This is a genomic window from Pseudoxanthomonas winnipegensis (genome assembly GCF_030322905.1).
GTDB classification, from domain to species: domain Bacteria; phylum Pseudomonadota; class Gammaproteobacteria; order Xanthomonadales; family Xanthomonadaceae; genus Pseudoxanthomonas_A; species Pseudoxanthomonas_A winnipegensis.
Map to the genome: position 1 here is coordinate 4,362,950 of NZ_CP095475.1, position 12,051 is coordinate 4,375,000.

6 protein-coding genes, 2 tRNA genes, 3 rRNA genes and 1 riboswitch (1 of these 12 running past the window's edge) are annotated in these 12,051 nt (G+C 63.6%); of the genes, 1 reads left to right on the forward strand and 10 read right to left on the reverse strand.

Features of this window, described 5'->3' with window-relative positions; all coding sequences use genetic code 11:
• Positions 1–223 precede the first annotated feature (223 nt).
• A riboswitch (cobalamin riboswitch) is annotated at positions 224–476 on the reverse strand.
• Between the two features lie 114 nt (positions 477–590).
• The 5 genes from MWN52_RS19110 to MWN52_RS19130 all read right to left on the reverse strand — a co-directional run bounded on the left by MWN52_RS19110 (position 591) and on the right by MWN52_RS19130 (position 6,707).
• Positions 591–2,105 carry a histidine kinase famiy protein gene (locus tag MWN52_RS19110; RefSeq protein ID WP_235872087.1) on the reverse strand — a complete coding sequence of 505 codons (1,515 nt, stop codon included), beginning with the start codon at positions 2,103–2,105 and terminating at the stop codon, positions 591–593.
• A 156-nt stretch (positions 2,106–2,261) separates the two neighbouring features.
• Positions 2,262–3,011 carry a response regulator transcription factor gene (locus MWN52_RS19115; RefSeq protein WP_286575901.1) on the reverse strand — a complete coding sequence of 250 codons (750 nt, stop codon included), beginning with the start codon at positions 3,009–3,011 and terminating at the stop codon, positions 2,262–2,264.
• 170 nt (positions 3,012–3,181) lie between these two features.
• Positions 3,182–3,667 carry a hypothetical protein gene (locus MWN52_RS19120; protein ID WP_286575902.1) on the reverse strand — a complete coding sequence of 162 codons (486 nt, stop codon included), beginning with the start codon at positions 3,665–3,667 and terminating at the stop codon, positions 3,182–3,184.
• A gap of 220 nt (positions 3,668–3,887) precedes the next feature.
• Positions 3,888–4,442, reverse strand: a complete 555-nt coding sequence (locus MWN52_RS19125; protein ID WP_130531866.1) for a hypothetical protein — start codon at positions 4,440–4,442, stop codon at positions 3,888–3,890.
• A 171-nt stretch (positions 4,443–4,613) separates the two neighbouring features.
• Positions 4,614–6,707 (reverse strand): catalase, encoded by a 2,094-nt coding sequence (locus tag MWN52_RS19130; protein WP_130531865.1) that lies wholly within the window; start codon positions 6,705–6,707, stop codon positions 4,614–4,616.
• Between the two features lie 156 nt (positions 6,708–6,863).
• Between MWN52_RS19130 and MWN52_RS19135 the strand changes: the two genes are divergently transcribed.
• Complete coding sequence (locus MWN52_RS19135) at positions 6,864–7,682, forward strand: YdcF family protein (protein WP_286575903.1); 819 nt, start codon at positions 6,864–6,866, stop codon at positions 7,680–7,682.
• A 715-nt stretch (positions 7,683–8,397) separates the two neighbouring features.
• Here the strand turns inward: MWN52_RS19135 and rrf are convergent.
• From rrf to MWN52_RS19160, 5 genes are all read right to left on the reverse strand, one after another.
• Positions 8,398–8,512 (reverse strand): 5S ribosomal RNA (rrf, locus tag MWN52_RS19140).
• Positions 8,513–8,658: 146 nt separating this feature from the next.
• Positions 8,659–11,525, reverse strand: a 23S ribosomal RNA gene (locus MWN52_RS19145).
• 253 nt (positions 11,526–11,778) lie between these two features.
• Positions 11,779–11,855, reverse strand: a tRNA-Ile gene (locus tag MWN52_RS19150).
• Between the two features lie 19 nt (positions 11,856–11,874).
• A tRNA-Ala gene (locus MWN52_RS19155) sits at positions 11,875–11,950 on the reverse strand.
• A 91-nt stretch (positions 11,951–12,041) separates the two neighbouring features.
• A 16S ribosomal RNA gene (locus MWN52_RS19160) occupies positions 12,042–12,051 on the reverse strand; it runs 1,535 nt beyond the window's last position.
• Together the 16S, 23S and 5S rRNA genes with 2 tRNA genes alongside form the textbook arrangement of a ribosomal RNA operon.

Below are 12,051 nucleotides of genomic sequence, written 5' to 3' on the forward strand. Positions count from 1 at the left end.
CCTCATTGCGTGTGGGCATTGAGGAACGAAGGAACCGCACGCCACGCCTTACAGCCCTGCGGCTGCGACGTGCCATGCCAGCGACCTTCGCCCCCGCGGGCGAACCGGCCCCGTGCGCGGAAACCTCCACACGCGCACGCCTGCGGCACCGGGCCTCGCGCCCGCCGCATCACGCGCCCGTGCCGCTCCCGCGAGCGGTGCCAGGTCGAAGCGGAAGACCGAGCAGGGTCCTCCGGCCGGGGCCGGTCTTCGGGCTCATGGACACGGCGCGGAACAGGTCCGCACCCCCTACTCCCCGCCGCTTCCCGGCCCCATGCCTTGCGGCGCGGACCAGTGCTGTTGGCAGGCTTCGTTTCCAATGACCGCTGCGGGGCAGCTCCGGAATGGACGCGCACGGGGCGCGCCTTCACCGGATTCCCGTTTAATCCATCGCTTCATGTGGATAAAGCGATGGAACCACGACGGACGCACCTTACGCGCCGGCTGCCGGGCGCGTCAAGGCGGCTCACGGATCGGTCGCGCCAACGAAAAGGCCCCTTTCGGGGCCTCGTTGTCTCGCAGCTGTTTGACGGCAAGGCTGCCGCTGCAGCTCAGCCCACCCCGGTGGGGCCGTCCAGCACCTGACGGACCAGCTTGAGCAGGTCGCGCTGGGTATAGGGCTTGTTGATCACGTCGAACTGCGCGCCTTCGGCGTCGCTGCGCGCCAGCGTGTTCTCGGCATAACCGGTGGTGAGGATGACCTTGGTCGCCGGACTGCGCCGCATGACCTCGTGGGCCAGGACCACGCCATTCATGCCGCCCGGCATGATCAGGTCGGTGAACAACAGATTGAACGGGTCGCTCGCCTTCAGCAGCTCCAGCGCCTGCGCCGCGTTGCTGGCGACCTCGGTCTGATAGCCGGCCGCTTCCAGGAACATCTGCGCCACCGCCGCGACCTCCTCGCGGTCTTCCACGATCAGGATCCGCTCGCTGCCGCCGCGGCCGCTGGCCCGCGGTTCGGGCAGCTGCGGCTTGCCGCCTTCGCTGGGCTGGGCCGGGAAATACAGTCGGATCGTGCTACCCCGATCCACCTCCGAATAGATGCGCACCGCGCCGCCGGACTGCTTGACGAAGCCGTACACCATGCTCATGCCCAGCCCGGTGCCCTTGCCTTCCTCCTTGGTGGTGAAGAACGGCTCCAGCACGCGCTGCTGGATGTCCAGCGGCATACCGCAGCCGGTGTCGGTCACGGCCACGCTGACGTAGTGACCCGGCGCCAGATGATGGAAGTCGGGGCTGCTGAGATCGCTCTGGTCCACCTCCACGTTGGCCGTCTCGATGGTGACCTGCCGCTGCGGGCGATCCTCCATCGCGTCGCGCGCATTGAGCAGGATGTTCAGCAGCGCCACCTCGGCCTGGGTGCTGTCCAGCTTGGCGTTCCACAGCGAGGCGTCCAGGTGGGTGACCAGCTCGACATCGTCGCCCAGCGAGCGGTGCGCCAGGTCGATCATCCCCGACACCAGCGTGTTGAGGTTGGTGGTCCGGCCCTCCAGCCGCTGGCGACGCGCGAAGGCGAGCAGCTGCTGGGTCAGCGTGGCGGCCTTCTGGGCCGCGGCCTGCGCACGCGCGATGCCGGCCTCGATGCGCGCCTGGTCCGGCTTCTCGGCGCTGTTGAGCATCCCCAGCAGCTCCAGGTGCCCGCTCATGACCTGCAGCAGATTATTGAAGTCGTGCGCGATGCCGCCGGTCAGCTGGCCGACCGCTTCCATCTTCTGCGCCTGGCGCAGTGCGTCCTCGGCGTCGCGGCGGCGGCTGACGTCCAGCTGCGAACCGAAGAAGAAGATCAGATTGCCCTGCTCGTCGTACACCGGCGAGGTGAACAAGGCGTTCCAGAACGAGGTGCCGTCCTTGCGGTAGTTCAGGATCTCCGCGGCGAACTCGCGGTTCTGCGCCACCGACTCGCGCACTGCCGCGACCGTGGCCCGGTCGGTGTCCTTGCCCTGCAGGAAACGGCAGTTACGCCCGACCAGTTCCTCGGCGCTGTAGCCGGTCATCTCGATGAAGGCACGGTTGGCGAAGATGATAGGGTTGTCGGGCTGGTGCGGGTCGGTGACGATCATCGGCATGCGGGTGGTTTCCACCGCCGCGAAGAAGATGTCCGACTTGTGACCCTTCAGGCGCAGCTCGTCGATGGCCGGTGACTTGAAGCCGGGTGCGGGTTCCTGGGGCAAGCGCAATCCTTGGTAAGTGGGAAGGGACCGACGCCGGGCCCAAGGGCCGCCTCAGGCCGCCACGGCGGTCGAATCGGTCTCGGGCTGCGTCGATGGCAGCGGCTGGTCCACCGGCGCCAGACGGAAGCCGAAGGTCAGGTGGGTGTGCAGCAGCGGGCTATCAAACGGCTTGTCGATGACCTTGCGCAGATTGTAGATGTGGCTGCGCAGCGTGTCCGAGTCCGGCAGGTCGCTGCCCCAGATCTCGCGCTCCAGCTGGGCCCGGGTGACGATCGCCGGCGAATGCCGCATCAGCACCGCCAGCAGCTGAAACTGGATCGGCGAGAGCGACAGCCGCTGGCCGGCGCGCTTGACCGTGTAGTTCTCCGTCTCCAGGGTCAGATCGCCGACCGTCAGCCGCGTACCCGCCAGCTGACGGCGCTGGCGCTTGATCAGCGCGTTCAGGCGGGCCTGCAGCTCCGGCAGCGCATACGGCTTGACCAGGTAGTCGTCCGCGCCGGCCTCGATGCCGGTCACGCGGTCCTCGACCCGCTCGCGGCCCGACAGGAAAATGATCGGCGTGCTGCGCTTGACCTCGCGGCGAAACGCACGGCAGACATCCAGCCCGTCCATGCGCGGCATCTTGCCGTCCAGCAGGATCACGTCGTAGTGCTGCTCGCTGGCCAGGCGCAAGCCTTCGAGTCCGTCGTGGGCGTAGTCGACGTCGTAGCCGATCGATTCGAGATATTCACCGGTCGCCGTGGCGATCGCGTAGTCGTCATCGACCAGCAGCAGGGTGTGCCGTTGTTGGAAGGCGCGCATAGGGGCAGGTCCTGGAAGTGTGCCGATACCATCGCTGCGCCCCCGCCCATGCCGGGTGAAGGCGAGACCGCTTACTGCTGCTTGGACGCATCGCGTTTTCTCTTCGCTCAGCGATGTGGCGTTGAGGTCAGGACGTCTTCGCGCGGTGCTGACGCTTCGCGTGTGGGCAGCTACATCTCTTGCGGTGCGCGGGTGGCGAGTAGATGTTGTCTGCTTTCGCTCAGCAGCACCTCGGAGTGCTCGCGCAGCTGGCGCGCCTGTTGCCTGGCATCGACCAGATTGGCGCGCAGCTCCAGCTCGTCGGCCGCCGTTTCCAGGTGGTCGCGTGCGGTGACCGAACGCGCCCGCTGCTCGTCGATGCTATGGGTGCCCTGGAGCACCTGCATCCGCAGTGCGGCAATCGCACGCTCGGCATCGAGTTCGAACAGCGCCAGCCTGCGCGCCTGTTCGAGCAGGCGCCCGTCCGGGTCCCGCGCGCCGACACGGCGCCGCAGTCGCTCGAGCACCCGCCTGCATTGGGCGGCTGCCATCCACAGCCGATGCGCTTCCTCGTCCGCCCCGGCCTGCGCCGCGCTGCGCAGCCGACGGGCGGTCAGGGCTTCGCGCTTGGCGTGTCTGAGCTTGGCGCGCTCGAAGACGCGCGAGACTGGCCACATCAATGCTTCCCCTGTCCGCTTCGCAGAGACGTCATGCGCGGGACGAGGCGCGGATGGGACAGCACGACGCCAGCGAGGCGGATGTGCATCCGCCGGACCTGCGGTCGACAACCGAAGGCGCACACGAGGCCTCTCTCGCACTCGTGCACAAGGATCGGTGTACCGCCAGCAACAGGGCCCAACGCCGCGATGTGTGACAAGACGATAAGCAGCCGCGCGCTCAACCGGTCGGCTGGGCGATCGCCGCGACCCGTGCGTCCGGGCGCAGTTCGGCACGTGCCTTGGCCGCGGCGTCGGCCAGCACCAGCAACGCATTGGCATAGTCGGCCGCGGCGTAGGTCACCGTGTCGCGCGTGACTGCGGCGCCGCCCTGCAGCATCGCCACCTGGTCGGTCATCACCGCGATCTGCGCCAGCTCGTCGGCGTGGCCGATCACCTTGGACAGCGCCAGCACCTCCGCCCGCTGGCCGCTGATCGAATCCCAATCCAGCGCGTCCACCAGCGAAGCGGGCGGATCCAGCGTGCGCCACTGCAGCGCGTAGCGCACATCGCCCCAGTGGCCCAGGCGCAGCGAAGTGGCCAGCACGCGCAGGTCGGCGGCCCACTGGTCCAGATCCACGGCCAGCTGCTGGCGCTCCGGCTCCCAGTCGGCGTCGTGCAGTGCGCGCTTGCGGCCGCCGAACAAGGGCTGGACCAGCAGGACGAGGACGGCGGCAAGAAGCGCGGCGAGCAGGATGGCGACGAGAACGTCGGATTGCACTGCGAGGTCGGCCATGGTGGTCGGATGGAGAGGATGCGTGGCTCAGATTTACTGAGCCGCACGTGATGGCCGCGCAGTGGATTGCTGAACAGGTCACGACATCCGGGTGCGCTTGGCATCGCCTGAAACGACAAGGGCACGCCGGCAGAAGCCGGCGTGCCCTTCGGGCCATGCTTGGCGAAAACTTTAGGCCAGCATGCGCAGCTTCGGCTCACGCGCCCATTGCCGCGTCTTGGCCGCGGCGATGAAGCCCTTGGTGTCGGCCGCATCGACGATGCCTGCGTCCTTGCCGACGTTGCCGGCCTTCAGTAGCGGCGCGGCGCCCGCATCGCTGGCGATGGCCTTCAGATGCGCCCAGGCGTTGCTGACGAAGTCGATCGCCGCCGAGTCCTTGGCCAGCGCCTTGCCGGCGTCGGCCGACAGCACCACCGCGACCGCATCGAACACGAACGATGGCGTGCCCGCCAGCTGGCCATCGGCGCTGACCTTCCGGCCGTCAGACAGCGCCACGCCCAGCTTGGGCGCCACCAGCTTGACCGTCGCACCCGCGTCCTTGGCCGCCTTTTGCAGCGCCTTGACGGTGCCCACGTCCGAGCCGTCATGCACCAGGATGCCGACCGTGCGGCCCTTGAGCGTGTCCTTCATCTTGCCGATCAGCTGCAGCGCCGGCGAGAGCGGCATGTCGATCGGCTCGACCTTGGCCTGCGCCGGCGGCGGCAGCGCATCCAGGCCCAGGCCGTTGGCCACGCGCTGGGCCAGTTCGGCATCGACGTGACGCAGATGACCGATCACGGCTTCACGCACGTGCGCCGTCTCGACCTTGGACAGTTCGAACACCAGCGCCGACGCCAGATGCGCCTGCTCGGGTTTGGTCTGGCTGCGGTAGAACAGCCGCGCCTGGCTGTAGTGGTCGGCGAAGCTCTCCGGCCGCACGCGGCCCTTGGCGCCATCATCGACGGTGGCGTGACTGCGGAAGCCGGCCGGCGTCTCGCGCGGGCTGTCCTCCTGCAGCGAGGACGGCTCATAGGCCACGCGCCCCTTCGGCACGCCCATCTGCATGTGGCCGTCGCGCTGGTTGTTGTGGAACGGGCACTTGGGCGCGTTGATCGGCAGCTGATGGAAGTTGGGCGAGCCCAGCCGCGAGAGCTGCGTGTCCAGGTACGAGAACAGCCGTCCCTGCAGCAGCGGATCGTTGGAGAAGTCGATGCCGGGCACGATGTTGGCCGGGCAGTAGGCCACCTGCTCGGTCTCGGCGAAGAAGTTGTCCGGCCAGCGGTCCAGCACCATGCGTCCGATGATCTGCAGCGGGATGGTCTCCTCCGGGATCAGCTTGGTCGGGTCCAGATGATCGAACGGGAACTGCGCCGCCTGTTCCTCGGTGAACAGCTGCACGCCCAGCTCCCATTCCGGGAAGTCGCCGCTGCTGATCGCCTCGAACATGTCGCGGCGCTGGAAGTCAGGATCCGCGCCGGCCACCTTGACCGCCTCGTCCCAGACGTGCGACTGCAGGCCCAGCTTGGGCCGCCAGTGGAACTTCACGAAGGTGCTGTTGCCCTGCGCGTCGAGCAGGCGGAAGCTGTGGATGCCGAAGCCTTCGATCATGCGCAGCGAACGCGGGATGGCGCGGTCGCTCATCGCCCACATGATCATGTGCATCGACTCTGGCGTGAGCGAGATGAAGTCCCAGAAGGTGTCGTGCGCGCTGGCCGCCTGCGGGAAGCCGCGGTCCGGCTCCATCTTCACCGAGTGGATCAGATCGGGGAACTTGATCGCGTCCTGGATGAAGAACACCGGGATATTGTTACCCACCAGATCCCAGTTGCCCTCCTTGGTATAGAACTTGACCGCGAAGCCGCGCACGTCGCGCGGCGTATCCACCGAGCCCGCGCCGCCGGCCACGGTCGAAAAGCGGGTGAACACCGGCGTCTTCACCCCGGTCTCGGTCAGGAGCTTGGCGGTGGTGTACTTGGACAGCGACTTGGTCAGCTCGAAATAGCCGTGCGCCGCGGTCCCGCGGGCATGCACGATGCGCTCTGGGATGCGCTCATGGTCGAAGTGGGTGATCTTCTCGCGCAGGATGAAATCTTCGAGCAGCGTCGGTCCTCGCGGGCCGGCCTTGAGCGAGTTCTGGTTGTCGCTGACCGGGATGCCCTGGTTGGTGGTCAGTGCGGGATGCGTGCCGCCGGCCTGCTGATGGAGCTCGTCGCCTTCGCCGCGCGTGACGGCGCCTTGGTCGGCGGGCGGGTTGGCGGGCTTGGGGATGGGTTTGCGTGCGGCCATGGCGTGCTGCTCCAGGTGGCGGGCGAAGGGACTCACGATCCTGGTCGCGAAGACGTCAACTGTTTGTGGATTGCCGCTCGCATCGCCTTCACGCGATGCTCCCAAGGTGCCGCCGCGATCTGCGACCATGCACGCATCGCCCCAGGGACCTGCGTGATGTCGCTGCTGTTTCTTGCCTTCGGCGTCCTGCTGACGGCGCTGCTCTTTCGCCTGCGTCGCCCGCGCATCGCGCGTGCTGTCGGCGTGGCCTGGTTCCTGGTGTTCTGGCTGCTGGGCAATGGCGTACTGGCCGGCTGGATCGTCGACGCTACCCAGGCCGGCCAACGCTCGCCGGCACGCGTGGACTGGCAGCCGGACGCGGTGATCATCGTGCTGGGCATGGGCATGCAGCGGCTGCCGCACGAAGGCGGCATCGAACCGCAGTCGCTGGCCTACAGCCGCATCCTGCGCGCGGTGCAGCTGTTCGACGCATGCAAGGCCGCCACGCAGGGCTGCAAGGTGCTGGTGTCCGGCGGCGACCCGGCCGGCCTCGGCAACAGCGAAGCCGAGCTCTATGCCTCGCTCATCGAAGAGGCCGGCGTGCCGGCCGAGGACGTATTGAAGGAAGAAGCCTCGCGCAACACCTTCGAGAACGCCAAGTTCACAGCGCGCCTGCTCTCGAGCAGGGCGCACGGGCCGCTGGTCCTGGTCACTTCGGGCCTGCACATGCGCCGCAGCCTGCTGTACTTCCGCCATTTCGGCCTGCAGCCGACCCCGGCGCGCAGCGACTACACCGCGCCGTTCGCCTCGTGGCTGCCCAACAGTTACAACCTGCTGATCAGCGACCTGGCCGCCGTCGAGTGGCTCGGCATCGCCCGCTACCACTGGTACAACTGGCTCGGCCGCAACGACCCGCCCGTCAAACCCGCACCGGACGCCGTGCCCTCCCATCCGCGGCTGCGCGATCGCCCGGTGACGCTCCCCCCGGCGCAGTAGTCCGCCGCCGAGCGATTGGCGGCCAGCCGCGGTCTTGCTCCCGCCGGCGGACATGGACCGCCACTGCACGGAGCGTCGCGAAGTAAACCTGCTGTAGCGGCTCCCAACCGCGCCACGAAGTCGTGCGGGAGCACCCGAGAATCAGAGCAGCTCAGCCGCTATGACCCTCACGCTCGTTAGCCGCGGCTTGGCGCCAGGGCGACGTCAGGCGCGGCGCGAAGGGCGGGGCCGCTCAGTGCAGGAGAGCGCCATCGGGAGCGCGTCATCGGATGCAAAGCCCTGCATCGGCGGCCCGATCCGCTGCACCGCTTATCAGGCGCGTGGCGCATGCGTCGCCGTTCGCCGCGGTCGGTCAATCGTCTTGCGCCTTTTCGCGGACGATCAACGCTACTAGCCGAACCTTAGACGCAATCACTATCCGCGCATCGCATCTGCTTTGCCCCGCAGGTACTGGGCTTCCGAGGTGCAGATCAACCTCGAAGCAAGCCCACGGGCACGCTGCATCAGCATGCGCAGTCGTACTTGGCTCAAGGGGCGCGGCCTTGCGCAACACATCGCCGTCCTTCCGCTCCCATCCGATTCGCCCGCCATCGAACGCGCGGGCGTATTGCCTGGCTGTCCGCGTGCACACCCAGGCCGCGCAGCGGCTTTGCTTTTTCTTGGCGCAAAAGAAGACCCCCTCAGATCGTTGGATCTGAGGGGGTCTGGGGTAAGACCCTGGCGATGACCTACTCTTGCATGGCTTAAGCCACACTACCATCGGCGCAGCTGCGTTTCACTTCCGAGTTCGGGATGGGATCGGGTGGGACCACAGCGCTAATTTCACCAGGGAGACGGTTGGAGCGTCGCCATCCGATACAGCTGGATTAGGCGCTCAGTCTCGCGTAGTTACTTGTGATGTAGAGAGCGATTAGCGAGCATCGACGTGCGTCGAGGCTAAGGTGGTCTTCGCTAAGGCGAAGCCACTTGAGGTTATATGGTCAAGCCACACGGATCATTAGTATCAGTTAGCTCAACGCCTTACAGCGCTTACACACCTGACCTATCAACCACCTAGTCTTGATGGTTCCTTTAGGGGACTTGTGTCCCGGGAGATCTCATCTTGAGGCGCGCTTCCCGCTTAGATGCTTTCAGCGGTTATCGCTTCCGAACATAGCTACCCGGCAGTGCCACTGGCGTGACAACCGGAACACCAGAGGTTCGTCCACTCCGGTCCTCTCGTACTAGGAGCAGCCCCTCTCAAATCTCCAACGCCCATGGCAGATAGGGACCGAACTGTCTCACGACGTTCTGAACCCAGCTCGCGTACCACTTTAAATGGCGAACAGCCATACCCTTGGGACCGACTACAGCCCCAGGATGTGATGAGCCGACATCGAGGTGCCAAACACCGCCGTCGATATGAACTCTTGGGCGGTATCAGCCTGTTATCCCCGGAGTACCTTTTATCCGTTGAGCGATGGCCCTTCCATACAGAACCACCGGATCACTAAGACCTACTTTCGTACCTGCTTGATCCGTCGATCTTGCAGTCAAGCACGCTTATGCCTTTGCACACAGTGCGCGATGTCCGACCGCGCTGAGCGTACCTTCGTGCTCCTCCGTTACTCTTTGGGAGGAGACCGCCCCAGTCAAACTACCCACCATACATGGTCCCCGATCCGGATAACGGACCTAGGTTAGAACGTCAAGCACATCAGGGTGGTATTTCAAGGTTGGCTCCACTGCAGCTAGCGCCACAGTTTCATAGCCTCCCACCTATCCTACACAGACGAACTCAACGTTCAATGTAAAGCTATAGTAAAGGTTCACGGGGTCTTTCCGTCTTGCCACGGGAACGCTGCATCTTCACAGCGATTTCAATTTCACTGAGTCTCGGGTGGAGACAGCGCCGCTGTCGTTACGCCATTCGTGCAGGTCGGAACTTACCCGACAAGGAATTTCGCTACCTTAGGACCGTTATAGTTACGGCCGCCGTTTACTGGGGCTTCGATCAAGAGCTTCGCCTTGCGGCTGACCCCATCAATTAACCTTCCAGCACCGGGCAGGCGTCACACCCTATACGTCCACTTTCGTGTTTGCAGAGTGCTGTGTTTTTGATAAACAGTCGCAGCGGCCTGGTCACTTCGGCCTCCCCCAGCTATTCACCAGAAGAGGCGCACCTTCTCCCGAAGTTACGGTGCTATTTTGCCTAGTTCCTTCACCCGAGTTCTCTCAAGCGCCTGAGAATTCTCATCCTACCCACCTGTGTCGGTTTACGGTACGGTCTGCGTAAGCTGAAGCTTAGGAGCTTTTCCTGGAAGCGTGATATCAGCAGCTTCGCCCTAAAGGGCTGGTCCTTCGTCTCAACGTTGCTCCCCCGGATTTGCCAAAGGGAACCGCCTCAACGCTCTCACCAGGACAACCAACGCCTGGCCTGCCTAACCTTCTCCGTCCCTCCATCGCACTTACGCGAGGTGCAGGAATATTAACCTGCTTCCCATCGACTACGGCTTTCGCCCTCGCCTTAGGGACCGACTAACCCTGCGTCGATTAACGTTGCGCAAGGAAACCTTGGGCTTTCGGCGTGCGGGCTTTTCACCCGCATTATCGTTACTCATGTCAGCATTCGCACTTCCGATACCTCCAGCGGACTTCTCAATCCACCTTCGCAGGCTTACGGAACGCTCCTCTACCGCGCATCACAAAGTGATGCACCCCAAGCTTCGGTTTCGTGCTTAGCCCCGTTAAATCTTCCGCGCAGACCGACTCGACCAGTGAGCTATTACGCTTTCTTTAAAGGGTGGCTGCTTCTAAGCCAACCTCCTGGCTGTCTGTGCCTTTCCACATCGTTTTCCACTTAGCACGAAATTTGGGACCTTAGCTGTGGGTCTGGGTTGTTTCCCTTTTCACGACGGACGTTAGCACCCGCCGTGTGTCTCCCATACAGTCCGTCTTGGTATTCGGAGTTTGCAATGGTTTGCTAATCCGCGATGGACCGCTAGCCATAACAGTGCTCTACCCCCAAGAGGATACATATGAGGCGCTACCTAAATAGCTTTCGAGGAGAACCAGCTATCTCCGGGTTCGATTAGCTTTTCACTCCTAATCACAGCTCATCCCCGTCTTTTGCAACAGACGTGGGTTCGGGCCTCCAGTACCTGTTACGGCACCTTCACCCTGGCCATGACTAGATCACCCGGTTTCGGGTCTACTGCCCGCGACTATGCGCCCTTATCAGACTCGGTTTCCCTTCGCCTCCCCTACACGGTTAAGCTTGCCACGAACAGTAAGTCGCTGACCCATTATACAAAAGGTACGCAGTCACCCCTTGCGAGGCTCCTACTGCTTGTACGCACACGGTTTCAGGATCTATTTCACTCCCCTCTCCGGGGTTCTTTTCGCCTTTCCCTCACGGTACTGGTTCACTATCGGTCGGTCAGGAGTATTTAGCCTTGGAGGATGGTCCCCCCATGTTCAGACAGGGTTTCTCGTGCCCCGCCCTACTCGTCTTCACTGATATGGCCCTTTCAAATACAGGGCTGTCACCTTCTATGGCCAGTCTTTCCAGACTGTTCTTCTAAAACCATATCAGCTTAAGGGCTGTTCCCCGTTCGCTCGTCACTACTCAGGGAATCTCGGTTGATTTCTTTTCCTCCGGTTACTTAGATATTTCAGTTCACCGGGTTTGCCTCCAGCAGCTATGTATTCACTGCAGGATACTGCCGAAGCAGTGGGTTTCCCCATTCGGACATTGCGGGATCAATGCTTGTTGCCAGCTCCCCCACACTTTTCGCAGGCTGCCACGTCCTTCATCGCCTCTGACCGCCAAGGCATCCACCGTGTGCGCTTATTCGCTTGACCATATAACCTCAAGTTGCCTCGAGGTCCTTTTTCAGCACCGGACGGATCCTGTGCTGTTGCCAGGGGGTACAAAGCCCCGGCGCGAATATAACGACTCACAATCAGGGGATCTCTCCCCCGCCTTAGCCTCACGACACGTCTAGATGATCATCTAAAACGCTCGCTACATCACAAGTTGTTAAAGAGCAGAACACAGGCCTCAACGCCCGCGCTCAAACTTTGAAATTCGTATGCGCAATCAAGACATCCAGAGTGGTGGGTCTGGGAGGACTCGAACCACCGACCTCACCCTTATCAGGGGTGCGCTCTAACCACCTGAGCTACAGACCCAATGAATCGTGCTGACAGATGGTGGAGCCTGTCGGGATCGAACCGACGACCCCCTGCTTGCAAAGCAGGTGCTCTCCCAGCTGAGCTAAGGCCCCATGAAGGGACTTTCCTGACCGATCTCTCGGTCAAAAACTCTGGATGCAGGTTACTTGTGTGGACGCCTACAAGAAGCGCTTGTCATGCTCAAAAGGAGGTG

What these genes read in the sequence shown, in the direction of transcription:
- MWN52_RS19135 (WP_286575903.1), top strand. Translation starts at nt 6,864, where the DNA reads ATGTCGCTGCTGTTTCTTGCCTTCGGCGTCCTGCTGACGGCGCTGCTC.
- MWN52_RS19115 (WP_286575901.1), bottom strand. Translation starts at nt 3,011, where the DNA reads ATGCGCGCCTTCCAACAACGGCACACCCTGCTGCTGGTCGATGACGAC.
- MWN52_RS19130 (WP_130531865.1), bottom strand. Translation starts at nt 6,707, where the DNA reads ATGGCCGCACGCAAACCCATCCCCAAGCCCGCCAACCCGCCCGCCGAC.
- MWN52_RS19110 (WP_235872087.1), bottom strand. Translation starts at nt 2,105, where the DNA reads ATGCCGATGATCGTCACCGACCCGCACCAGCCCGACAACCCTATCATC.
- MWN52_RS19120 (WP_286575902.1), bottom strand. Translation starts at nt 3,667, where the DNA reads ATGTGGCCAGTCTCGCGCGTCTTCGAGCGCGCCAAGCTCAGACACGCC.
- MWN52_RS19125 (WP_130531866.1), bottom strand. Translation starts at nt 4,442, where the DNA reads ATGGCCGACCTCGCAGTGCAATCCGACGTTCTCGTCGCCATCCTGCTC.